Consider the following 21,495-nt stretch of genomic DNA (forward strand, 5'->3'; position numbering starts at 1 on the left):
TCCCGGCAGCGTCTTTCTGCCGAACGAGATCCTCGTGCCAGTCGGCTACCAGGGCTTCGGCCCGCTCCGCGACCCCATGGCGTGGCGCGGGCGGCCTTGGCGGCGCTGCTGCCGGAGCTGAAGATCACCGGCTACATGGTGCAGATGGGCGAAAAGATGATCGACCGCGCGCGGCTCGACATGAACGAGATCGCGCGCAACGACTTCTGGTGCCCCGATGCGACGGCGGCGGCCGAATGGGCCGATTATCTCGACGCGCTGCGCAAGGATCACAACTCGGTCGGCGCGATGATCGAGGTCACCGCCTCGGGCGTGCCCGCGGGTCTCGGCGCGCCGGTCTATGGCAAGCTCGACACCGATCTGGCGGCGGCGATGATGTCGATCAACGCGGTGAAGGGCGTCGAGATCGGCGAGGGCATGGCTGCCGCCGCACTGACGGGGCGCGACAATGCCGACGAGATCTTCATGGGCGAGAACGGCCCCGAATACGGCTCGAACCACGCAGGCGGGGTGCTGGGCGGGATCAGCTCGGGGCAGGACGTGGTGCTGCGCTTTGCGGTCAAGCCCACCTCATCGATCCTGTCGCCCCGCCGCTCGATCAAGCTCGACGGCAGCGCCACCGAGGTCGTCACCAAGGGCCGCCACGATCCTTGCGTCGGCATCCGCGCGGTGCCTGTGGCCGAGGCGATGATGGCCTGCGTGCTGCTCGATCACTACCTGCTCGATCGCGGCCAGACCGGCGGGCAGCGCGGCACCATCGGCTGAGGCTGCATCCGATCATGAAAAAGGCCGCCGGGGGTCCCCGGCGGCCTTCGTCTTGCGCAGCAGGCGCATCAGATCCAGTAATAGGGCGCCCCGTAATGGGTATAGGCGGCCTCTTCCCAGCGCCGGTCCTCGTACCAGCGCTCGGGCCGCTCGGGCGCGCCTCTGAGCTGCTCCTCGGTGATGTCGGTGCGGTAGCCGTTCAGCCCGGTGTCGTATTCGAGCTTGGACCATGGGATCGGGTGATGCTCCTCTCCCATGCCGAGGAAACCGCCGAAGCCCATCACCGCATAGGTGATCTTGCCCGATTTCTTGTCGATCACGAGGTGGTCGATATGGCCGATCTTCTCACCGCCCGCGCCGTAGACCTCGGTGCCGTTGACCCGGTCGGACGAGATCGTGGAATGACTGTCGCTGTAGTCGAACATGATGTCCTCCTGTGCTGTCTCGGAGGTAAAACCGACAACCCCGCCCGGCTGTTCCGCCGCTGCGCGGGCTGCGCCGGTTTCCGCCGAGCGGCGGCGCGCCAGCTGCACCGCGAGAATGCCCGCCGCCACCACCGCGACGCCCAGCGCGTCCATGGCGCCCAGCGCCTCGCCCAGGAGCACCGCGGCGATCAGCACGCCGAAGACCGGGTTTAGAAAGTGGAAGGTCGCCGCGCGCACGGCACCGATCCGCTCGACCAGCACGAACCACACCAGCGTCGCCAGCACGCCCGGCACCAGCACGGTATAGGCAAAGGCCACGATGAGCGGCCATGACCAGTCGACCGACCATGTCTCGAAGGCCAGCGCCGGTGGCAGCAGCGCCGCCGCGCCGACCAGCATCTGCAACCCGACCACCATCATCAGGTTGCCGCCCGCGGCCGCGCCGCGCACCGCCAGCGTCGCGGTGGCCAGCGCCAGCGCCGCCACCGCGCAGAGCGCCACGGCGAGAAGGTCGAGCCCGCCCGCCATGCGCCCGCCCATGATGACCGCCACGCCCGCGAAGCCCGCCACGAGGCCCAGCGCCGCCATGGGCGGCAGCCGGTCGCGCAGCACCACCCAGCCGATCAGCGCCACGAGGAGCGGCATGGTCGAGGCGATGATCGAGGCGACCGAGGCGCCGATCCATTGCATCGCCACGAAGTTGAGCCCCAGATAGAGCGCGTTCTGGCACAGGCCGAACACCACCACCCCGCGCCACTGCGACCGGCTCAGCCGCGCCGTCTGACGCAGCGCCAGCGCGATGCCGATGGCGATCAGCCCCGAGACGAGAAAGCGCAGCGTCAGCGCGATGAGCGGCGGCGCGTCGGCGACGATCACCCGCGCCGAAGTGAAGGCCGAGGACCACATCAGCGCAAAGGCGAGTCCGAGCCCGAGCGACCTGATATCCATACACGCCCTCCGCAGCGGCAAGCGGGGGCCGAAAACGAAAAGGGCCGCCCTTCGGGGCGACCCTTTCCTCAAATCGTCCGAACCGCAAGACCGCGGCCCCAAGCGCGATCAATCTTCGTTGACGCTGTCCTTGAGGGCCTTGGCGATGGTCATCTTGACCACCTTATCGGCGTCCTTCTTGATCTGCTCGCCGGTGGCCGGGTTGCGGACCATGCGCTCGGGGCGCTCGCGGCAGTAGATCTTGCCGACGTTCGGCAATGTCACGGCGCCGCCCTGCGACACTTCGCGGGTGATGATGGCGACCAGCGCATCCAGATGGGCGCCGGCGGTCTTCTTGTCGCCGCCGGTCTCGTCGGCGATGGCGCTGACGAGTTGCGCCTTGGTCATCGGTTTGGCCATTCCAGGTCTCCTTGCCACAGCCCGCTCGGGGCTTGTCCTTGCACCGCTTGGCGCGGCGTGTTGCCTAGACCCACAATGAAACAAGCGTCATTGCAAGCAAAAATCGCCATTTCCTTACGGTATCGGCGGGTTTCACAGGAAGGCCGTCTCTTCGAAGCTACGCAGCTTGCGGCTGTGGATGCGCTCGAGCGGCATCTCGCGCAGCCGCTCCATCGCCCGGATCCCGATCATCAGGTGGCGCGCCACCTGCGTCTTGTAGAAATCCGAGGCCATGCCCGGCAGCTTCAGCTCGCCGTGCAGCGGCTTGTCCGAGACGCACAGAAGCGTGCCGTAGGGCACCCGGAAGCGAAAGCCGTTGGCGGCGATGGTCGCGCTCTCCATGTCGAGCGCCACGGCCCGCGACTGGCTCAGCCGTTGCACCGGACCCGATTGGTCGCGCAACTCCCAGTTGCGATTGTCGATGGTGGCCACCGTGCCGGTGCGCATGATCCGCTTGAGCTCGAACCCTTCGAGCGCGGTGACCTGCGCCACCGCATCCTCAAGCGCGATCTGGATCTCGGCCAGCGCCGGGATCGGCACCCAGACCGGAAGGTCGTCGTCGAGCACGTGATCCTCGCGCAGGTAGCCATGCGCGAGCACGAAATCCCCCAGCCGCTGGCTGTTTCTCAGCCCCGCGCAATGGCCCACCATCAGCCAGGCATGCGGGCGCAGCACCGCGATGTGGTCGGTCGCGGTCTTGGCGTTGGACGGGCCGACGCCGATGTTGACCAGCGTGATCCCCTGCCCGTTGTCGCGCTTGAGGTGATAGGTCGGCATCTGCGGCATCTTGGCGGGGATGTGCATCGCCCCCTCGGGGTCGGTGATCACCTGGTTGTTCGGCCCGACGAAGGCGGTGTAGCCGCTCTCGGGATCGGCCAGCACGTGGCGGGCGTAGGCCTCGAACTCCTCGACATAGAACTGGTAGTTGGTGAAAAGCACGTGGTTCTGGAAATGGGTCGGGTCGGTCGCGGTGTAATGCGCGAGCCGGGCGAGCGAATAGTCGATCCGCTGCGCCGTGAAGGGCGCGAGCGGCATCGCCCCGTCGGGATAGGTAAAGCCGTTGCCATTGACGATGTCGTCATGCGTGGTCGAAAGATCCGGCACGTCGAACACGTCGCGCAGGTGAAACTCCATCGCCCCGTCCTGCGGCACCGTCACGCTGGCGTCGTTGGCCACGGCGAAATGCACCGGCATCGGCGTCTCCGACGCGCCGATCACCACCGGCACGCCATGGTTCTCGATCAAAAGCCGCATCTGCTGCTTGAGGTAATTGCCGAATAGGCGCGGCCGCGTCACCGTCGTCGCATAGGTGCCCGGTCCCGCCACGTGGCCAAAGCTCAGCCGGCTGTCGGCCAGCGCGAAGGTCGCGGTGGAAAAGCGGATCTCGGGGTAGAAGGCGCGGTAGCGCGTCTCAGGCACGCCGCCGCCCAGCGTCTCGGTGAATTTCTCGCACAAGAAGCGCGAGGCGGTGTCGTAGATCTCCCGCAGCCGCGCGAGCGCCGCCTCTGGGTCGGTGAAGGCTTCGGCGGCGGGGGTGGGGGGCGTCTGGATCTTCAGCGTCTTCTCCATCTGGTTCAGTCCTGTCCTTCGAATGGTCCCGTGATCTCGAAGCGGGTGACGTCCACCAGCCCCAGATCCGATATGCGCAGCTCGGGGATCACCACGAGCGCGAGCAGCGAGTGCTGCATGTAGGCGTTGTTGAGCGTGCAGCCAGCATCCAGCATCGCATCCCCCATGGCCTGGGCCGCGGCCGCCACCTCGCGCGCCGGCGCGTCCGACATCAGCCCCGCGATCGGCAGCCGCACCAGCGCGCGCTCCTCGCCGTCGCGCCAGACGGTGACGCCGCCGCCGACCCGGCCCAGCCGGTTCGCGGCGCGCGCCATCATCTCGGCATCCGTGCCGACGACGATCATGTGGTGGCTGTCATGCGCGACGGTGGAGGCGATCGCCATGCGCCCCTCGTAGCCGAAGCCCTCGACGAAGCCGTTGGTCACGCCGCCAGTGCCGCGGTGCCGCTCCACGAGCGCGATCCGCGCCACCGCCCCTTCGGGCACCACCGCGCCCCCCTGCACGGGAAGCTCGCGCACCAGCGCCCGCGTCGGCGCCTGATTCTCGACCACGCCGATCACCCTGGCGCGCACCGTGTTCGCCCCTTCGGGGGCTTTGACGTGAAAGTCATCCGCCACCAGCTCCTTGCCGAGGCGCACCGTGTCGCGCGCCTTCAAGGGCCAGTCGTAATGCGGGCATGTGACACGCAGATCACCGTTTTCGGCGACCAGCACCCCGCGTGCGAAGACCTGCTCGATCGGCAGGCTCCTGAGATCGCTCGTCAGGATCACGTCGGCGCGGCGCCCCGGCGCGATGCTGCCCAGCTCGCGCTCCATGCCGAAATGCGTGGCCGAGTTGATCGTCGCCATCTGCAGCGCCACCACCGGATCGCAGCCGCAGTCGATCGCATGGCGCACCACCCGGTCCATGTGGCCGTCGTTCACCAGCGTGCCGGAGTGGCAATCATCGGTGCACAGCACGAAGTTGCGCGGATCGAGCCCCTTTTCGGTGACGGCGGTGATCTGGCTCTCCACGTCGTACCAGGCCGAGCCCAGCCGCAGCATGGAGCGCATCCCCTGCCGCACCCGGTCGATCGCGTCGCTCTCGCGCGTGCCCTCGTGATCATCCGCCGGCCCGCCCGCGACATAGGCGTGGAACGGCGCGCCGCGGTCGGGGCTGGCGTAGTGCCCGCCCACGGTCTTGCCCGCGCGCATGGTGGCGGCGATCTCCGACAGCATCTTGGGATCGCCCGCCACCACGCCGGGGTAGTTCATCATCTCGCCCAAGCCGACGATGCCGGGCCATTGCATCGCCTCGGCCACGTCCTCGGGGCTGATCTCGTGCCCCGTCGTCTCCAGCCCCGGCGCCGAGGGGGCGCAGCTCGGCATCTGGGTGAAGATGTTGACGGGCTGCATCAGCGCCTCGTCATGCATCATCCTGACGCCTTCGAGCCCCAGCACGTTGGCGATCTCATGCGGGTCGGTGAACATCGTCGTGGTGCCGTGCGGGATCACGGCGGCGGCGAATTCGGCGGGGGTCAGCATGCCGCTCTCGATATGCATATGCGCGTCGATCAGCCCGGGGATCAGGTAGCGCCCCTCCGCCTCGACCACCTGCGTGTCCGCGCCGATGCAATGGCTCGCATCGGGGCCGACATAGGCAAAACGCCCCTCGGCCACCGCCACCTCCCAGCCATCGAGGATCTCGCGGCTCTGCACGTTCACGAGACGCCCGCCGCGGATCACGAGATCGGCAGGCTCGCGGCCTGCGGCCACGGCGACGAGACGGGGGGCAACCTCGGCCCAGGGTTTGACGACATGTTCCATCTTCGGATCACATACCAACCGGCGGGCCGCCGCAACCCCGCCGAAGGCGTGACGCGAGAGGCCCTGGCGATGCGCCGGTCGAAACCGGTGGCATGCGTATTTGCGGAAAGATGAACCTTTGGCGCGCGAGAGCGTGATCGCCGCGCGCGGAACGCCCCCCATGCAAGGCGCGTTGCGCGGTCGAGGAGACCTGCCATGCCGCCCCCCGCCAAGCTCGTCTACTATCCCGATTCCGAGCCCGGCATCACCCGCCGCCGCTGCGGGCGCGGCTTCGCCTATACCGCCCCCGACGGCACGACCATCGCCCGCGGACCCGAGCGCCGCCGCATCGAGGCGCTCGCCGTGCCGCCCGCCTATGACAAGGTCTGGATCTGTCCCAAGCCGCATGGCCACCTGCAGGCGACCGGCCACGACGACCGCGCGCGCAAGCAGTACCGTTACCACCCCGACTGGCGCGCCTGGCGCGAGGCGCACAAGTTCGACAATCTCGCCGCCTTCGGCGAAGCCCTCCCTGCCATCCGCCGCCGCATCCGCCGCGATTTGTCGGGCGAGGCGGGCGAGCTCGATTTTGCCATCGCCGCCGTGCTGGCGCTGATCGACCGGGTGTCGATCCGGGTGGGCAACCCCGAATACGCCGCCGAGAACCGCACTTATGGCGCGACCACGCTGAGGGGGCGGCACATCCGGCTCGGTGGCGGCGAGATGCGGCTGCGCTACACCGCCAAGGGCAACAAGAAGGTGAACCGCAAGCTCAAGGACCGCTCATTGATGAAGGTGCTGGAGCAGCTGCACGACCTGCCCGGCAAGGAGCTGATCGGCTGGGTGGACGAGGACGGCACGCCGCGCTCGGTCTCCTCGGGACAGGTCAACGACAGGCTGGCCGAGATCACCGGCTCCGAGCACATCACCGCAAAGACATTCCGCACATGGGCCGGCTCCGAAGCGGCGCTGGCCTGCGCGCTGCGCGAGGAGGATCTGACCATCAGATCCATGAGCGAGGCCGCGGCCGAGCGGCTGGCCAACACTCCGACCATCGCCCGCAACAGCTACATCCACCCCAAGGTGATCGCCCTGCACGAGGCACAGGCGGAGGACCGCGCCGCATTGCTGGAAGACCTGCCCGAAACCGCCGGGCTGCGGCAGGCCGAGCGCGCGCTCTTGAGGCTCCTGTCATGAGCCTCGATCGCTTCGTCGAAGCCCAGAAGGGCAGCTACGCCACCGCCCTGTCCGAGATCGAGGCGGGGCAAAAGCGCAGCCACTGGATGTGGTATGTCTGGCCGCAGATCCGGGGGCTCGGCCAGTCGCCGATGGCGCAGCATTACGGCATCATCGATGCGGAGGAGGCGCGCGCCTATCTCGCCCATCCGGTGCTCGGGCCGCGCCTCGTCGAGATTTCCCGCGCCATGCTCGCGCATCGGGGCCGCGCGCCCGAAGATATCCTCGGCGGCATCGACGCGCTGAAGCTCAGAAGCTCCGCCACGCTCTTTGCCGCGCAGCCCGGCGCCGACCCGGTTTTCGGCGAAATTCTCAACGCCTTCTACGATGGGCCAGACGACCGCACCCTCGCCCTGCTGGACCGCTAGCGCCGCATCGGGCACATATCGCCCATGAACACGCTTCTTTCCTTTGGCCACGGCTACTCCGCCCGCGCCCTCGCTCGCCTCCTGCCCGACGGTTGGCGCGTCATCGGCACCACCCGCTCGGGCGACAAGGCCGAGGCGCTGCGCGCTGAAGGCGTGGAGTCCGCGATCTGGCCGGGCAGCGACCTGACGCAGGCGCTCGACGCGGCCACGCATCTGCTGATCTCCGCCGCGCCCGAAGCGCAAGGCGATCCGGTGCTGCGCGAGTGGCGTGATGCCATCGCCGCGCGCGCGGAGCGCTTCGCTTGGGTCGGATATCTTTCTACCACCGGGGTCTATGGCGACCGGGGTGGCGATTGGGTCGATGAAAGCAGTGATCTGCGCCCGGCGACGAAGCGCGGCCGCGCGCGTGTCGAGGCCGAAGCCGCGTGGCGGGCGATTCCCGGCCTGCCGCTGCATATCTTTCGCCTCGCGGGGATCTACGGCCCCGGTCGCGGGCCGTTCGAGAAGGTGCGGCAAGGCACTGCGCGGCGTATCGTCAAGCAGGGGCAGGTCTTCAGCCGCATCCATGTCGAGGACATCGCGCAGGTGCTCAAGGCCAGCATCGAGCGCCCGAACCCCGGCGCGATCTACAACCTGTGCGATGACGACCCGGCCCCGCCGCAGGACGTCATCGCCCATGCCGCCGAGCTCCTTGGCCTGCCTGTGCCCCCGGAAGTGGCCTTCGAGAAGGCCGAGATGACGCCGATGGCGCGCAGCTTCTACGCCGAATCGAAGAAGGTCCGAAACGACCGGATCAAGGACGAGCTTGGGGTGCGGCTGATCCACCCCGATTACCGCTCGGGGCTGGCCGCGCTTTTGAAGGATGGGGGCTAGGCGCGCCTCAGGCCCGCTTGCCCATCACCTCGACGCCCAGCACAGACAGCACCTTCTCCTCGATGTGCCGGGCCGAGAGTTGCGCCGTCTCGTACATGTCGGCGGGGCTCGCCTGATCGATGAAGATGTCGGGCAGCACCATGGAGCGGAACTTCAGTCCCGCGTCGAACACGCCCTCGTCGGAGAGAAGCTGCGCCACGTGGCTGCCAAAGCCGCCGACGGCCCCCTCCTCGATGGTGATCAGCGCCTCGTGATCTTCCGCCAGCTTCAGGATCATCTCGCGGTCGAGCGGCTTGGCGAAACGGGCATCGGCGATGGTCGGCGTGATGCCGCGCGCCGACAGCGCCTCTGCGGCCTTCACCGCCTCCGACAGCCGCGTGCCGAAGGAGAGGATCGCCACGCGGCTGCCTTCCTGCACGATCCGGCCCTTGCCGATCTCGATGGGCTGCGCTTCGGGCGAAATCTCCACGCCCACGCCCTCGCCGCGCGGAAAGCGGAAGGCGATCGGGCCCTCGTCATGCGCGGCTGCCGTCACCACCATGCGCGCGAGCTCCGCTTCGTCGGCGGCGGCCATCACCACCATGCCCGGCAGGTTGGCCATGAAGCCCACGTCGAATGACCCGGCATGGGTCGCGCCATCGGCCCCCACGAGGCCGGCGCGGTCGATGGCGAAGCGCACCGGCAGGCGCTGGATCGCCACGTCGTGCACGACCTGGTCGTAGCCGCGCTGCAAAAAGGTCGAGTAGATCGCGCAGAAGGGCTTCATGCCGCCCGCCGCGAGACCTGCGGCAAAGGTCACCGCGTGCTGCTCGGCGATGCCCACGTCAAAGCAGCGGCTGGCGTAGCGGTCCATGAACCGCGCAAGGCCGGTGCCGTCGGGCATGGCCGCCGTCACGGCGACGATCTTGTCGTCCTTCTCGGCGGCCTTGATCAGGCTTTCGGAAAAGACCGAGGTGTAGGAGGGCGCGTTGCTCTTGGCCTTGGACTGCTTGCCCGAGACCACGTCGAACTTCGCGGTCGCGTGCCCCTTGTCCGCGGCTTCCTCGGCGGGGCCGTAGCCCTTGCCTTTCTTGGTGATCGCATGGATCAGCACCGGCCCGTCGGCGCGCGCCTTCACCGTGCGCAGCACCGAGAGCATCTGATCCATGTCGTGCCCGTCGATCGGGCCGATGTAGGAAAAGCCCAGCTCCTCGAACAGCGTGCCGCCGACGGTCATGTGCTTGAACACGTCCTTGGCCCGCTTTGCCCCCTCCTGGAAGGGGGGCGGCAGGAAGCTCACCGCGCCCTTGGCCAGCGCCTTGAACTCTTGGAACGGCGCGCCGGCATAGAGCCGCGACAGATAGGAAGACATTGCGCCCACGGGCGGGGCGATCGACATCTCGTTGTCGTTGAGGATGACGATCAGCCGCTTGCCCAGATGGCCCGCGTTGTTCATCGCCTCGTAAGCCATGCCCGCGCTCATCGCGCCGTCGCCGATCACCGCGATGCAATCGCCGACGCTCTCGCCCTCAAGGCCCCGCCCGCCCAGATCGCGCGCCGTGGCAAGCCCCAGCGCGGCAGAGATCGAGGTCGAGCTATGCGCCGTGCCGAAGGGGTCATAGGGGCTTTCGGAGCGCTTGGTGAAGCCCGATAGCCCGTCCTTCTGGCGCAGGGTGCGGATGCGGTCGCGCCGCCCGGTCAGGATCTTGTGCGGGTAGGACTGGTGGCTCACGTCCCAGATCACGCGGTCGCGCGGCGTATCGAACACCGCGTGCAGCGCCACGGTCATCTCGACCACGCCCAAGCCGGCACCAAGATGCCCGCCGGTCTCGCTCACCGCCGAGATGGTCTCGGCGCGCAGCTCGTCGGCGAGGCGCTTGAGCTCGGCATCGCTCAGCCGCTTCATGTCGGCGGGGATCTTCACCCGGTCAAGCACGGGGGTGACGGGGCGGTTCGGCGTCTGGGTCATGGCGAGCCCCCTGATGTTCAGCTGTCGCGCGCGATAACGAAGCGGGCGGTCTCGCGCAAGGTTCCGGCCTGCGCACCGTAGGGCGACAGCGCGTCACAGGCGGCCTCGACCAGCTCGGCGGCGCGCGCCTTCGCCGGTCCCAGCCCGAGCAGCGACACGAAGGTCGCCTTGCCCGCCCCTGCATCCTTGCGCACCGCCTTGCCCATCTTGTCCGCGTCCCCCTCCACGTCGAGGATGTCGTCCGCGATCTGAAAGGCAAGGCCGAGTGCTGCAGCGTAACGCCCGAGCGGGCGCGCATCCGCCCCCGCCATCACCGCGCCCGCCTCTGCCGACCAGCGGATCAGCGCGCCGGTCTTGCCCTGCTGCAGCTCGGTGATCTGATCGAGATCGAGCGGCACGTCGGCGCTTTCGGCCATGATGTCGCGGGCCTGCCCGCCGACCATGCCCGCGATGCCGCCCGCGCGCGCGAGCGCGAGGCACAGGTCGGCGCGGTGCGGCCCGACGGCGGGATCGGCGCAAAGCTCGAAACCGAGGCTCTGCAGCGCGTCGCCGGCGAGGATCGCGATGGCCTCGTCCCATGCGACATGCACGGTGGGCCGCCCACGGCGCAGATCGTCGTCATCCATGGCAGGCAGGTCGTCATGCACCAACGAATAGGCGTGCAGCGCCTCGATCCCGGCGGCGGGCAGGAGCGCCGCTTCGCGGTCCACCCCGTGCAGCCGCGCGCCTTCGAGCACGAGAAAGCCGCGCAGCCCCTTGCCGCCCACGACCGCGTGCTCCATCGCGCGCGCCACCGGCAGATCGTGCTGCGCAAGCCGCGCGCGCAGCACGGCTTGCGTCTCGCGCCCGGCCTCGGCCAGCGCGGCGCGGAACGCCTCAGCCATCGAGCGGCGCGGTGCCCTGCGCCTGCCCGTCGGGGGTTTGGGTGATCTTCGCGACCTTTTCTTCGGCCTCGGCGAGCTGCGCCTCGCAGCGCGCCTTGAGCTCGGCCCCGCGCTGGTAGAGCGCGATGGACTGGTCGAGCGCGACATCGCCGCGCTCCAGCTTGCCCACAACCTGCTCCAGCTCCTTGATCGCCGCTTCGAAGCTCATCTCGTTCACGGGTGTCGCGTCGCTCATCTACCGCGTTCCTCCAATATCCTGACATGGGCGGCCGCTGAGGCGCCCAGCGCTTCGAGGTCATAGCCGCCTTCGAGCGCGGAGACCACGCGCCTTGCGCAGAGAACTTCGGCCAGATCGCAGATCCGCGCCGTCACGCGCGCGAAATCCTCCGTCTCCAGCATCAGCCCGGCCAGCGGGTCGGCGCGATGCGCGTCGAACCCGGCCGAGACGAGGATCAGCTCGGGGCCATGCGCCACGACGCGCGGAAACACCCTGTCCTCCAGCGCGGCGAGCATCCCCGCCCCGTCGGTCCCCGCCCGCAGCGCCACGTTGACCACCGTGTCATGCGGCCCGGTGTCGGCGGGATCGCCCGTGCCCGGGTAAAGCGGCATCTCGTGGGTCGAGCAGAACAGGATGCGCGGATCGTCCTCCACGAGGTCCTGCGTGCCATTGCCGTGATGCACGTCGAAATCGATGATCGCCACGCGGCTCAGCCCGTGATGATCGAGCGCGTGCTTCGCCGCCGCCGCCACATTGCCCAGAAGGCAAAAGCCCATCGCCGTCTCGCGCTCGGCGTGATGACCGGGGGGCCGCATCGCGCAAAAGGCATTGTCGGCCTCGCCTCCCAGCACGAGATCCACCGCCCGGATCGCAGCGCCCGCGCCGCGCCATGCGGCCCCGAGGCTGCCGGGCGAGAGCCATGTGTCGGCATCGAGCTGGTGCACCCCCTGTTCGGGCAGATCCCGGCGCAGCGCGTCGAGATGGGATTTGGGATGCACGCGCAAAAGATCCGCCTCCGCCGCGAGCGGCGCCTTGACGCGCAGGAGGTCGAAATCCTCGAGCGCGCCGAGCACCGCGTCGAGCCGGGCCACCTGCTCGGGATGGCCGGGGGGTGTCGCGTGGTCGAAGCCGTCGGGGTGTGTGAGAAGCGCCGTGGTCATGTCCGGCAGGCAAGCCCAGATCGGCGGCATGTGCAAGCGCCGGGAAGATCATCCGTCTCGCAGATGACCCATGGCGATTGCGTATTTGCCGAAAGATGAAAGGCGATGCGCCCCCTGGTTCATCTTTCTTCAAATACGCAGATCCCGCCGCTTCAGTCGGGCGTCAGCATGTAGCCTTCGCCGCGCACCGTCTGCAGGTAGCGCGGCTGGCGCGGATCGGTTTCGAACTTGCGCCTGAGCCGCGTGATCTGCACGTCGACCGCGCGTTCCTGGCTCTGGCCGTCGCCGCGGCCCAGCTCCTCGACCAGCTGAGCGCGGCTCACCGCCTCGCCCGGCTGGGCGGCAAAGATCCGCATCAGCTGCGATTCGGTCGCCGTCAGCCGGATCCGGGTCTCGCCCTCCCACATCTCGCCGCGCGCCACGTCGTAGCGCACCGGGCCGAGCTCCAGCGTGGCTGCGGGTTCGGGCACGGCCTCGGGCGCGGGCTGGCGGCGCAGCACGGCGTTGATCCTCAAGAGCAGTTCCTTGGGATCGAAGGGCTTGGCGAGGTAGTCGTCGGCCCCGGCCTCCAGCCCCATGATCCGATCGCCGGTCTCGCCGCGCGCGGTCAAAAGCAGGATCGGCACCGGCAGCGTCTCGCGCAAGGAGCGGCACAGCGAGATGCCGTCCTCGCCGGGCATCATCACATCCATCACGATGAGATCGAAATCGAGCCCCGAGAGCAGGCGGCGCGCATGGGCCGCGTCGCGCGCGCCGGTGACGAGATAGCCGTGCCGCGCGAGGAACTTCTGCAGCAGGCTGCGCAGCCTTGCGTCGTCGTCGACCACCAGCAGATGCGCAAGATCGGTGCTCATCAACCGCCCCTTCCTGCCAGCGCCTCGTATTGGCGGCGGCTGTCGTCGTCCATCATCGCCTCGAGCACCTGTCGGAAGCCCGCCACTGCGACCGGCCCGGCGGTGCGGTAGGCCGCGCGCATCCGCTCGCGTTGGGCGTTCGACAGCTCGCGTTCGAGCGCCGCGCCCTCCTCGGTCAGGTGCAGGTGCCGCTCGCGCCGGTCGCGCCGCCCCACCCGCACCTCGACCAGCCCCGCCGCGATGAGCGCGCGCAGCACCCGGTTGAGCGACTGCTTGGTGACGCCCAAAAGCGCCATCAGGTTCGAGACGGTGGTGCCGGGCGAGCGGTGGATGAAATGGATCGCCCGGTGATGGGCGCGTCCCATGTCGCGGTTCTCGAGGATGCGGTCGGGGTCGGCGGTGAAGCCGCGATAGGCGAAGAACATCGCCTCGATGCCCTTCCTGAGCTGCTCGTCCGTCAGGAAGAGGAGACCCGATCCCCCCTGCGGCGCCGGTGCCTCGGCCATGCGCTGTCGTCCCCCTTGGTCGCTCGACTTCGGGTCACAATACGTCAGCCTTGTTGACATTCCAAGGGCGAAGCACTAGCGATCTGCCCCATGAGGCGCAATTTTCGGTCTCGCAGACCTGCGCTGGCCCGAACATCTTGACAGGGAGGCACGCCATGTCCGGTGGCTATGACGATCGCGACGGTAAGATCTGGCTCGATGGCCAGCTTGTGGAATGGCGTGACGCAAAGGTGCATGTCCTGACCCATGCGCTGCATTACGCCTCCTCGGTGTTCGAGGGCGAGCGCTGCTACAACGGCAAGATCTTCAAGGGCGTCGAACATTCCGAGCGGCTGCGCAAATCGGCCGAGCTGCTTGATTTCGAGATCCCCTACTCGGTCGAGGAGATCGAGGCGGCGAAATACGCGGTGCTCGAGGCCAACGGCTGGTCGGACGCCTATGTGCGGGCGCTGGCCTGGCGCGGCGCGGGCCCCGACATGGGCGTGGCGTCCTTGCGCAACCCCGTGCGTCTTGCCGTCGCGGCCTGGGAATGGGGCAGCTATTACGGCGACGCCAAGATGAAGGGCGCCAAGCTCGACATCGCCAAGTGGAAGCGCCCCTCCCCCGAGACCGCGCCCAGCCAGGCCAAGGCCGCGGGTCTCTACATGATCTGCACCATGTCCAAGCACGCCGCCGAGGCCAAGGGCTGCTCGGATGCGATGATGTTCGACTATCGCGGCTACGTGGCCGAGGCGACCGGCGCGAACATGTTCTTTGTCAAGGACGGCGAGGTGCACACGCCGCTGGCCGATTGCTTCCTCAACGGCATCACCCGCCAGACCGTGATCGCGATGCTCAAGGACAAGGGCATCACCGTGCACGAGCGCCACATCATGCCCGAGGAGCTCGAAGGCTTCGAGCAGTGCTGGCTCACCGGCACGGCGGCCGAGGTGACCCCGGTGGGGCAGATCGGCGATTACAACTTCGAGGTCGGCGCGCTGACCCGCGACGTGGCCGAAAGCTACGAAAAGCTCGTGCGCGCCTGAGCTTCCGACGGTGGGACGATCATGGGGGCGGTGCCGGGTGGCGCCGCCCCTTTTCTCTGCCCGTCACGGGTCCCGGTCGATCTTCGGTTGGCCCGGCCCGGGTCCGAGGGACCCGGGCCCGCAAAGCGTCTCCATGACCTGTGCCGCCGTCGCGACGGGGGCGGCGGCAAGCGCCAGCGGGATCGCCAGCGCGAGGAGAGCGTGCAGGGCGAGGATCAGTCCGAGACGGCGCGCGAAGGGCTGCTTGCGGGTCTTGTGGCGCAACCGTCGCTGCGCCAGCAGGGTGCCGAGGCTGCCGCCCCAGAACGCGAGTCCCAGCAGCAGCCGCTCGGGCCAGCGCCGGAGCCCGCGCCTCGCCCGCCGCTTGTCATGCGCCATGGTGGCATAGCCCGCGAGGTTCATCGCGGCGAGCAGGATCACGAGGCCGAACGCTGCCGTCATCCCCTCCATGTCCCGAGCTCCCTCTGGCCTAGCCGTTCGGGCTCATGGCGCGCCGTCCGCGGCCGCGCTCCAGCCCGAGCTTGCGCTCGCGCAGGATGATGGCGATACCGGCCGAGACGATGATCGCGGCGCCTGCCAGCATCGTCCATGTCGGCACCTCGTCGAACAGGAAATAGCCCACGCCCAGCGCCAGCAGCATCGAGGCGTATTCGAAGGGCGCGATCAACGAGGCGTCGGCATAGCGGTAGCTCGAGGTCAGGAAGATCTGCCCCAGCCCGCCCAGCAGCCCCGCAAGCACCAGCAGCGCGAAGGTGCCGGGGCCGGGCAGCACCCAGCCGAAGGGCAGCGTCAGGAGCGCCAGAACGCTCGCCGTGGTCGAGAACCAGAAGACGATCGCCGCCGTGCCCTCGGTGCGGGTGAGCTTGCGCACGAAGACCTGCGCCAGCGCCGCGCAGAGCGCGCCGCCCAGCGCCACCACCGCGCCCAGCGTCTCGGCCATGCTGAGCGGATCGGAGGTCACCGACAGCCGGGGCGACATGACGATCAGCACGCCGATCAGCCCCGCACCCACCGCCGTGAGCCGGAACAGGCGCACCTCCTCGCCCAGGAACATCGCCGCCAGCACCACCACCATCAGCGGCGCGGCATAGCCGATCGCCGTCACCTCGGGGAAGGGCAGCAGCCCCAGCGCGGTGAAACCCAGCCCCATCGCCGCCGTGCCGACGAGGCCGCGCCACAGGTGACCCATGGGGTTGGGCGTCTCAAGCCCGTGGCGCAGCTCGCCGCGCCACAGCAGCCATGCGATGATGACGGGAAGCGCAAAGAAGGACCGGAAGAAGACCGCCTCGCCGGGCGGAACCACGCCCGAGGTCGCCTTGATGATCGCCGCCATGGCGACGAAGACGCAGACCGAGGCGACCTTGAAGCCGATGCCCCGCATTGGCTGCTGCGGCGGCGTGGCGGGGGTGGTGGCGGAGCGTGGCATGACAGATCCCTTCGCGCCGACCCTAGCCGGCTTCGCGGCAGGGGCAAGCGGCGCCCGGCCTGCGCGCGCCGCCGCATCATCGGTGATCTGTCATGCAAAGCGGCGGGCCCCGCGCCGGGGCCCGCTGATCTCAGGCCTCGCGACCGCGCTCGATCCGAAGGAACTCTCGCATCCGCGCCGCGCCGCGGGCGCCGAGGCTGCGGGCGTGCAGGCCCTTCACCGCCCGGTGCGGGGTCTCCTCGCGTTCGAGACGCATGTATTCGCGCGCCTTGATCTCGCTGCGGTCCTTGGGCTTGTCGATCACGTGCTTGGTCATCGATATGTCCTCCATTGGGGATATCGCGGGTCTGCACCCTAGCGAACCTCGGCGATTCGGTCGCCTGTTTTCCCCCTGCCCCCGGATCTGCGCCAATCGCCGCCGGGGGCAGGGCCGGATGTCTCAGCCCTTGGGCGACATCTTCATGATCGCGCCCGCTTCGCTGTCGATCAGGAACAGCACCTCGCCCTCTTCGGTGATTTCCACGTCGCGCACGCGGCCATTGCCACCCACGAGCGCCTCTTCCCCGACCACGAGGCCCTCCTCATTGATGTCGAGCCGCACGACCTCACCGGGTGCGAGGGAGGCAATGATCAGGTCGCCCTCCCAGCCCTCGAAGGCGCCGCCCTCGTAGAAGGCCATGCCGCCGGGCGCGATCACCGGGTCCCAGTAATAGACCGGCTCTTCCGTGCCTTCGGCGCGCGGCTCGCCGATGCCGATCGGATCGCCGTCATAGCGGATGCCATAGCTCACCTTGGGCCAGCCATAGTTCTTTCCGGCCTCGGGGCGGTTCAGCTCGTCGCCGCCCGCGGGGCCGTGCTCGATGGTCCAGTAGTCGCCCGTAGAGGGCTGGATCGCGGCGCCCTGGATGTTGCGGTGGCCATAGGACCAGATTGCGTCCTCGCCCTCCTGTCCGACGAAGGGGTTGTCCTCGGGCACGGAGCCGTCGGGGTTGAGCCGCACCACCTTGCCATAGGTGTTGTCGAGTTCCTGCGCGAGCACCCGGTTCTCGTCGGTGAAATGCTCGCCCGTGGTGATGAAGACATGGCCCTCGCCGTCGAAGGTGATGCGCGAGCCGTAGTGCATCGGCGCGTTCGCGGGCGGGCCTTGCACGAAGATGTCCTCGACGTTTTCCAGCGCGCTCATGTCCTCGGACAGCGTGCCGCGTGCCGCCGCCGTGGCGACGCCGCCGTCCACCGGCTTGGCATAGGTGAAATAGACCATGCGGTCGGAGGCGAACTCGGGGCTGAGCGTCACGTCGAGCAGACCGCCCTGCTCGCGCGCATCGATCTCGGGCAGGCCGGAGATCGGCTCATGCACCTCGCCCTGCGCCGAGACATGGCGCAGGCGGCCCGGCCGCTCGGTGACGAGATAGCCGCCTTCGGGCAGCGGCGCGAGGCCCCAGGGGCGCTCCAGCCCGTCGGCGAAGGTCTCTACGGAGACCTCGGTGGCCTCCATCTTTGGCGCGCGCTCCTGCTCGGGAAAGGCCGGCTCGTAATCGGCATTGGCCGGGCCGCGATCGACGGGCTGCTTGCCGCTGCCGTGGTCGGTGTCGGCGAGGGCCATGCCGGGCAGCCATGCCGCGAGGGCCGCAACGACGAAAGGCGATGTGGTCTTCATCTCGGTCTCCCTGTGCTTGTCAGGGTATCGAGCTAGCCGCCTTTCCCTGCCCTTCCAGTCGCCTCACGGCCCATTGACCGGCCTCGGCCAGTGTCGGATCCGGCTCGGCGGCGAGGTTCCGGGCCGTGGGCAGCAGGCTCTGGTCGCCGGAATTGCCGATGGCATAGGCCACGTTGCGCAAGAAGCGGTCGCGCCCGATCCGCTTGATCGGGCTGCCCGAGAACATCTCGCGAAAGGCCGCGTCGTCGAGTTTTGCCAGCTCGGCCAGGGGCGGCGCGTCGACCTTGCCGAAATAGCGCATCTCGGTCGCCTCTTGGGCGAACTTGTTCCACGGGCAGACGGCGAGACAGTCGTCGCAGCCATAGATCCGGTTGCCCAGCGCCACGCGAAACCCCTCGGGCACCGGCCCCTTGTGCTCGATGGTGAGGTAGGAGATGCAGCGCCGCGCATCGAGCTGGAAGGGGGCCGGAAAGGCGCCCGTCGGGCAGATGTCGAGGCAGCGCGTGCAGGAGCCGCATTTCTCGCGCGCCGCCGCGTCGACGGGCAGCTCGACGGTGGTGAAGATCGCGCCGAGGAACACCCAGTTGCCGACCGTGCGGCCCAGAAGATTGGTGTGCTTGCCCTGCCAGCCGAGACCTGCGGCCTGCGCCAAAGGCTTTTCCATCACCGGCGCGGTATCGACGAAGACCTTGATCTGCTCCTCGGGGCATTGCTCCAACAGCCAGCGCCCGACCCGCTTGAGCCGTTTCTTAACGAGGTCGTGGTAATCGCGCCCATGGGCATAGACGCTGATCGCCGCGCGGTCGGGCTGCTTCAGCACCTCCAGCGGATCGTGGCGCGGGGTATAGGCCTCGGCCAGCATGATGACCGAGCGCGCCTCGGGCCAGAGCGCGGAGGGATCGCCGCGCCAGTGCATGCGCTCCTCCATCCAGCCCATCTGGCCGTGGCGGCCCTCATCGACATAGGTGGCGAGCCGCGCGGCGGCCTCGGGGATGGCGTCGGGGCGGCAAATCCCCATCTCGGCGAATCCCTCGCCGAGCGCGGCCTCGCGCAGCCGTGTCTTGAGCGCCGCCCCCTGGTTCATCTTTCACCAAATACGCATTCGGGCCGCCGGCCCCAAGCGCGCGGTCTCAGAAATCGAGATCCGCGTAATGGGCGGGCTGCGGAAAGCCCGGCAGCTGATCGGCCAGAAGCGAGCGGAAGGCGGGGCGCGACTTGATCTTGGCGTACCAGTCCTTGACCGTCTCGGAGCGGTTCCAGTCCACGTCCGAGATGTAATCGAGGCAGGACAGATGTGCTGCGGCGGCGAAATCGGCGAGGCTCAGCTCGTTGCCCGCGAGCCAGCGGCGCTGATCCAAGAGCCAGGCCATGTAGTCGAGGTGATACTTGATCGCCCGTGCGCCGGCCTTGACGTTGGTGCTGTCGGGATAGCCGCCGCCCATAACCTTCTTGAACACCCGCTCGCCCAGAAGCTTCGAGGTCACCTCGCGGTGAAACTTGTCGTCGAACCAGCCGACGAGGCGGCGCACCTCGAATCGCGCCTCGGCCGATTGCGGCAGGAGCGGCGGATCGGGCTGCACCTCTTCGAGGTATTCGCAGATCGCGCTGCTTTCGGACATCAGCCGGTTGCCGAGCTTGAGCACCGGCACCTTGCCGGCCGGGTTGCGGCGCAGGAACTCGATGTCCTGTTCCCAGTATCGTTCCTCCACCAGCTCGACCTCGATGCGTTTCTCGGCGAGGGAAAGCCGCACCTTGCGCGAGAACGGCGAGAGCGGGAAATGATAGAGGCGCTGCGTGGCGGGGCGGGTGTTCTGCATGGCCCCTGTCTGCCGCAACTGTCGCGCCGCTTCAATCCCGCGCGCGCATCACTCGAAGCAGTCGTCGCGCCCGTCGCGGCGGATCGTGGCGGCGCCGTCGCGGATCTGCTCGGCGCGGCGGCGCACGAAGTCGGATGGGTCGGAGGCCGAGCGCCCCTTGGGGTCGGGCAGGATCGCGGCGAGGCGGGCGGCCTGCAGATCCGACAGATCGGCGGCGGCGACGCCGAAGTAATGCGGCGCGGCGTGGCCCACGCCGAACACGCCCTCGTCGAACTCGGCGACGTTGAGATAGGTCTCGAGGATGCGCCGCTTGGTCCAGACCGCCTCGACGGCGGGCGTCATCACCGCTTCCAGGGCCTTCCTCGGCCAGCTGCGCCCCTGCCAGAGATAGAGGTTCTTGACGGTCTGCTGGCTGATGGTCGAGGCGCCGCGGTTGCCGCCCTGCGCCATGGCGGCGCGGATCGCCTGGAGGTCGAGCCCCCAATGCAGGCAGAAGTTCGCATCCTCCGCCGCGACGGCGGCGCGGGCCATCACCGGGGCGATCTCCTCCATCGGCACCCAGTCATGCGCGATTTCGCCCAGCCGCACGCGCTCGGAGATCATGTAGGGGGTGATCGGTGGGTTCACGGTCGAAAACAGCAGGATCAGCGCGCCCATGAGGCCCAGAAGGCCCGCCCCGGCCCAAAGCGCGATGCGCGCGATCCGGCGGGGCAGCCCAGCGCGCGGCGCGGCCGCAGGCTTGTCGCCCTTGGGGGCCGCGCCCTTGCGCCTGCGCCGGGCCGCGGGGCCGGATTTCGAGGTGTTCACGGGCTTGGCCATGCCGCCATAGACCCTGCCCGCCGGGCCGGGGTCAAGCCGATCGGCGCGGCGTCACGGGGGGAACCGTGTCAGGGGGCGCGGCCCTCCAGCCGGTCGATCGCCGCCATCACCGCATCGGGGGCGTTGTGGTGGATCATGTGGCCGATGCCCGGCAGGCATTCGAGGTGGCTTTGCGGGATCTCGCGGTGCAACCGGACCGACTGGGTCGCGGGATCGACCACCCGGTCGCCGGTGCCGGTCAGGATGGCGACCGGCATGCGCAGGTCGCCATAGCCGCCATGCGCCGCCGCCTGCAGGATCATCAGCGCGGATTCCGCGGCGCTGGCGCGCAGCTGCGAGGGGCGCACCGCCATCTCGCGCGGAAAGGCGCGGAAGGCGGCGGGCACCGGGGCGGGGCTGAAGATCTGCCGGACGAGACCCGGCCAGAGCAGCCGCGCCAGCAGCGGCGAGACCGCGTAGCGCAGCGCGTCGCCCAGAAGCGGCACCGCCGGCGCCGCCATCGCCACCACGTCGAGGCGTGGCCGGGGATAGTAGAAGCCCGCAGCGAGCAGCAAAGCCCCCACCATCGGCGGATCGCGCCGCGCCAAGGCCACCGCCACCGCGCAGCCCCAGGAATGGCCCAGCACCGTGGCGCGCGAGACGCCCAGGCGGCGCAGCGCCTTGTGCAGGAGATCGGCCTGCGCCACGTCGGTCCAGACCCGGCTGCGCGGCCGGTCGCTGTGGCCATAACCGGGCCGGTCGAAGACGATGACCCGGTGCGTCCGCGCCGCCCGCGCGACGAGACCGCTGCTTTCGAAATCCTGGATCATGCTGCCATTGCCGTGCAGCAGCACCAGCACCGGGCCGGAGCCGCGCTCGACGTAATGCAGCCGCACCCCGTCGATTTCGAGGAACCGCCCCAGCGGCGGGTTCTCGCGCTCGGCGCGGCAGGCGGCGCGGTGGTTGGCATAGGCCGAAACCGCCAGCGCCGCGATGGCGAGGCCGGCAAGCGCGCG

At 68.9% G+C, this 21,495-nt stretch carries 22 protein-coding genes and 2 pseudogenes; 5 read left to right on the forward strand and 19 right to left on the reverse strand.

Annotation, left to right across the window (positions count from 1 at the left end; translation table 11 throughout):
* Nucleotides 1–78: 78 nt before the first annotated feature.
* Nucleotides 79–765: pseudogene (aroC, locus tag NHG85_RS15315) on the forward strand (chorismate synthase); the annotation flags it as partial.
* Between the two features lie 68 nt (nucleotides 766–833).
* Here aroC and NHG85_RS15320 read toward each other — a convergent pair.
* From NHG85_RS15320 to ade, 5 genes and pseudogenes are all read right to left on the reverse strand, one after another.
* Complete coding sequence (locus NHG85_RS15320) at nucleotides 834–1,190, reverse strand: PRC-barrel domain-containing protein (protein WP_253333927.1); 357 nt, start codon at nucleotides 1,188–1,190, stop codon at nucleotides 834–836.
* Between the two features lie 93 nt (nucleotides 1,191–1,283).
* Nucleotides 1,284–2,138, reverse strand: a pseudogene (locus tag NHG85_RS15325) (DMT family transporter); the annotation flags it as partial.
* A 108-nt stretch (nucleotides 2,139–2,246) separates the two neighbouring features.
* Entirely contained in the window at nucleotides 2,247–2,537 is a 291-nt protein-coding gene (locus NHG85_RS15330) for an HU family DNA-binding protein (protein ID WP_253333887.1), read from the reverse strand.
* A 132-nt stretch (nucleotides 2,538–2,669) separates the two neighbouring features.
* Nucleotides 2,670–4,145 (reverse strand): AMP nucleosidase, encoded by a 1,476-nt coding sequence (locus NHG85_RS15335; RefSeq protein ID WP_253333889.1) that lies wholly within the window; start codon nucleotides 4,143–4,145, stop codon nucleotides 2,670–2,672.
* Between the two features lie 5 nt (nucleotides 4,146–4,150).
* A complete protein-coding gene (ade, locus tag NHG85_RS15340; RefSeq protein WP_253333891.1) occupies nucleotides 4,151–5,950 on the reverse strand; it encodes an adenine deaminase in 1,800 nt (599 codons plus the stop codon).
* 195 nt (nucleotides 5,951–6,145) lie between these two features.
* Between ade and NHG85_RS15345 the strand changes: the two genes are divergently transcribed.
* Genes NHG85_RS15345 through NHG85_RS15355 form a run of 3 tightly spaced genes read left to right on the forward strand, consistent with a single transcriptional unit; the run spans nucleotide 6,146 to nucleotide 8,406 of the window.
* Complete coding sequence (locus NHG85_RS15345) at nucleotides 6,146–7,126, forward strand: DNA topoisomerase IB (protein ID WP_253333893.1); 981 nt, start codon at nucleotides 6,146–6,148, stop codon at nucleotides 7,124–7,126.
* Nucleotides 7,123–7,533 (forward strand): DUF1810 domain-containing protein, encoded by a 411-nt coding sequence (locus NHG85_RS15350; RefSeq protein WP_253333895.1) that lies wholly within the window; start codon nucleotides 7,123–7,125, stop codon nucleotides 7,531–7,533. Before NHG85_RS15345 ends, NHG85_RS15350 begins: the two co-directional genes overlap by 4 nt.
* 24 nt (nucleotides 7,534–7,557) lie before the next feature.
* Nucleotides 7,558–8,406: an SDR family oxidoreductase gene (locus tag NHG85_RS15355; RefSeq protein ID WP_253333897.1), complete on the forward strand. Its 849-nt coding sequence runs from the start codon at nucleotides 7,558–7,560 to the stop codon at nucleotides 8,404–8,406.
* A gap of 7 nt (nucleotides 8,407–8,413) precedes the next feature.
* Here NHG85_RS15355 and dxs read toward each other — a convergent pair whose 3' ends face one another.
* From dxs to NHG85_RS15385, 6 genes are all read right to left on the reverse strand, one after another.
* Nucleotides 8,414–10,354, reverse strand: coding sequence for a 1-deoxy-D-xylulose-5-phosphate synthase (dxs, locus tag NHG85_RS15360; protein ID WP_253333900.1), 1,941 nt, complete (start codon nucleotides 10,352–10,354; stop codon nucleotides 8,414–8,416).
* Nucleotides 10,355–10,371: 17 nt separating this feature from the next.
* On the reverse strand, nucleotides 10,372–11,238 hold the full coding sequence (locus NHG85_RS15365) for a polyprenyl synthetase family protein (protein WP_253333902.1): 867 nt from the start codon (nucleotides 11,236–11,238) through the stop codon (nucleotides 10,372–10,374).
* Entirely contained in the window at nucleotides 11,231–11,473 is a 243-nt protein-coding gene (locus NHG85_RS15370; protein WP_253333903.1) for an exodeoxyribonuclease VII small subunit, read from the reverse strand. Before NHG85_RS15370 ends, NHG85_RS15365 begins: the two co-directional genes overlap by 8 nt.
* A complete protein-coding gene (locus tag NHG85_RS15375; protein ID WP_253333905.1) occupies nucleotides 11,470–12,396 on the reverse strand; it encodes a histone deacetylase family protein in 927 nt (308 codons plus the stop codon). The genes NHG85_RS15370 and NHG85_RS15375 overlap by 4 nt, the downstream gene beginning before the upstream one ends.
* A gap of 152 nt (nucleotides 12,397–12,548) precedes the next feature.
* Nucleotides 12,549–13,250: a response regulator gene (locus tag NHG85_RS15380; RefSeq protein WP_253333907.1), complete on the reverse strand. Its 702-nt coding sequence runs from the start codon at nucleotides 13,248–13,250 to the stop codon at nucleotides 12,549–12,551.
* Nucleotides 13,250–13,756, reverse strand: coding sequence for a MarR family winged helix-turn-helix transcriptional regulator (locus tag NHG85_RS15385; protein ID WP_253333909.1), 507 nt, complete (start codon nucleotides 13,754–13,756; stop codon nucleotides 13,250–13,252). The genes NHG85_RS15380 and NHG85_RS15385 overlap by 1 nt, the downstream gene beginning before the upstream one ends.
* 155 nt (nucleotides 13,757–13,911) lie before the next feature.
* Here NHG85_RS15385 and NHG85_RS15390 point away from each other — a divergent pair, with 155 nt between their 5' ends.
* Nucleotides 13,912–14,781, forward strand: a complete 870-nt coding sequence (locus NHG85_RS15390) for a branched-chain amino acid aminotransferase (RefSeq protein WP_253333911.1) — start codon at nucleotides 13,912–13,914, stop codon at nucleotides 14,779–14,781.
* Nucleotides 14,782–14,844: 63 nt separating this feature from the next.
* On the opposite strand, the gene NHG85_RS15395 is transcribed toward NHG85_RS15390, so the two are convergent.
* From NHG85_RS15395 to NHG85_RS15430, 8 genes are all read right to left on the reverse strand, one after another.
* Entirely contained in the window at nucleotides 14,845–15,231 is a 387-nt protein-coding gene (locus tag NHG85_RS15395; RefSeq protein WP_253333913.1) for a DUF1294 domain-containing protein, read from the reverse strand.
* A 19-nt stretch (nucleotides 15,232–15,250) separates the two neighbouring features.
* Nucleotides 15,251–16,207 carry a DMT family transporter gene (locus tag NHG85_RS15400; RefSeq protein ID WP_253333915.1) on the reverse strand — a complete coding sequence of 319 codons (957 nt, stop codon included), beginning with the start codon at nucleotides 16,205–16,207 and terminating at the stop codon, nucleotides 15,251–15,253.
* A 130-nt stretch (nucleotides 16,208–16,337) separates the two neighbouring features.
* Nucleotides 16,338–16,523 (reverse strand): hypothetical protein, encoded by a 186-nt coding sequence (locus tag NHG85_RS15405; RefSeq protein ID WP_253333917.1) that lies wholly within the window; start codon nucleotides 16,521–16,523, stop codon nucleotides 16,338–16,340.
* Nucleotides 16,524–16,646: 123 nt separating this feature from the next.
* Nucleotides 16,647–17,810 carry a PQQ-dependent sugar dehydrogenase gene (locus NHG85_RS15410; protein ID WP_253333929.1) on the reverse strand — a complete coding sequence of 388 codons (1,164 nt, stop codon included), beginning with the start codon at nucleotides 17,808–17,810 and terminating at the stop codon, nucleotides 16,647–16,649.
* Between the two features lie 73 nt (nucleotides 17,811–17,883).
* Complete coding sequence (gene queG, locus NHG85_RS15415; protein ID WP_253333919.1) at nucleotides 17,884–18,948, reverse strand: tRNA epoxyqueuosine(34) reductase QueG; 1,065 nt, start codon at nucleotides 18,946–18,948, stop codon at nucleotides 17,884–17,886.
* A 46-nt stretch (nucleotides 18,949–18,994) separates the two neighbouring features.
* A complete protein-coding gene (fzlA, locus tag NHG85_RS15420) occupies nucleotides 18,995–19,681 on the reverse strand; it encodes an FtsZ-binding protein FzlA (protein WP_253333921.1) in 687 nt (228 codons plus the stop codon).
* A gap of 48 nt (nucleotides 19,682–19,729) precedes the next feature.
* Nucleotides 19,730–20,500, reverse strand: coding sequence for a monofunctional biosynthetic peptidoglycan transglycosylase (gene mtgA, locus NHG85_RS15425; protein WP_253333923.1), 771 nt, complete (start codon nucleotides 20,498–20,500; stop codon nucleotides 19,730–19,732).
* Between the two features lie 68 nt (nucleotides 20,501–20,568).
* On the reverse strand, nucleotides 20,569–21,495 hold a 927-nt coding region (locus NHG85_RS15430; protein WP_253333925.1), incomplete at its 5' end, for an alpha/beta fold hydrolase.

The organism is Limimaricola litoreus, assembly GCF_024159025.1.
Classification (GTDB): Bacteria; Pseudomonadota; Alphaproteobacteria; order Rhodobacterales; family Rhodobacteraceae; genus Limimaricola; species Limimaricola litoreus.

Bases quoted from the DNA above. Each gene is read 5' to 3' on its own strand.
- NHG85_RS15320 (WP_253333927.1), bottom strand. From the start codon at position 1,190: ATGTTCGACTACAGCGACAGTCATTCCACGATCTCGTCCGACCGGGTC.
- NHG85_RS15330 (WP_253333887.1), bottom strand. From the start codon at position 2,537: ATGGCCAAACCGATGACCAAGGCGCAACTCGTCAGCGCCATCGCCGAC.
- NHG85_RS15335 (WP_253333889.1), bottom strand. From the start codon at position 4,145: ATGGAGAAGACGCTGAAGATCCAGACGCCCCCCACCCCCGCCGCCGAA.
- ade (WP_253333891.1), bottom strand. From the start codon at position 5,950: ATGGAACATGTCGTCAAACCCTGGGCCGAGGTTGCCCCCCGTCTCGTC.
- NHG85_RS15345 (WP_253333893.1), top strand. From the start codon at position 6,146: ATGCCGCCCCCCGCCAAGCTCGTCTACTATCCCGATTCCGAGCCCGGC.
- NHG85_RS15350 (WP_253333895.1), top strand. From the start codon at position 7,123: ATGAGCCTCGATCGCTTCGTCGAAGCCCAGAAGGGCAGCTACGCCACC.
- NHG85_RS15355 (WP_253333897.1), top strand. From the start codon at position 7,558: ATGAACACGCTTCTTTCCTTTGGCCACGGCTACTCCGCCCGCGCCCTC.
- dxs (WP_253333900.1), bottom strand. From the start codon at position 10,354: ATGACCCAGACGCCGAACCGCCCCGTCACCCCCGTGCTTGACCGGGTG.
- NHG85_RS15365 (WP_253333902.1), bottom strand. From the start codon at position 11,238: ATGGCTGAGGCGTTCCGCGCCGCGCTGGCCGAGGCCGGGCGCGAGACG.
- NHG85_RS15370 (WP_253333903.1), bottom strand. From the start codon at position 11,473: ATGAGCGACGCGACACCCGTGAACGAGATGAGCTTCGAAGCGGCGATC.
- NHG85_RS15375 (WP_253333905.1), bottom strand. From the start codon at position 12,396: ATGACCACGGCGCTTCTCACACACCCCGACGGCTTCGACCACGCGACA.
- NHG85_RS15380 (WP_253333907.1), bottom strand. From the start codon at position 13,250: ATGAGCACCGATCTTGCGCATCTGCTGGTGGTCGACGACGACGCAAGG.
- NHG85_RS15385 (WP_253333909.1), bottom strand. From the start codon at position 13,756: ATGGCCGAGGCACCGGCGCCGCAGGGGGGATCGGGTCTCCTCTTCCTG.
- NHG85_RS15390 (WP_253333911.1), top strand. From the start codon at position 13,912: ATGTCCGGTGGCTATGACGATCGCGACGGTAAGATCTGGCTCGATGGC.
- NHG85_RS15395 (WP_253333913.1), bottom strand. From the start codon at position 15,231: ATGGAGGGGATGACGGCAGCGTTCGGCCTCGTGATCCTGCTCGCCGCG.
- NHG85_RS15400 (WP_253333915.1), bottom strand. From the start codon at position 16,207: ATGCCACGCTCCGCCACCACCCCCGCCACGCCGCCGCAGCAGCCAATG.
- NHG85_RS15405 (WP_253333917.1), bottom strand. From the start codon at position 16,523: ATGACCAAGCACGTGATCGACAAGCCCAAGGACCGCAGCGAGATCAAG.
- NHG85_RS15410 (WP_253333929.1), bottom strand. From the start codon at position 17,810: ATGGCCCTCGCCGACACCGACCACGGCAGCGGCAAGCAGCCCGTCGAT.
- queG (WP_253333919.1), bottom strand. From the start codon at position 18,948: ATGAACCAGGGGGCGGCGCTCAAGACACGGCTGCGCGAGGCCGCGCTC.
- fzlA (WP_253333921.1), bottom strand. From the start codon at position 19,681: ATGCAGAACACCCGCCCCGCCACGCAGCGCCTCTATCATTTCCCGCTC.
- mtgA (WP_253333923.1), bottom strand. From the start codon at position 20,500: ATGGCCAAGCCCGTGAACACCTCGAAATCCGGCCCCGCGGCCCGGCGC.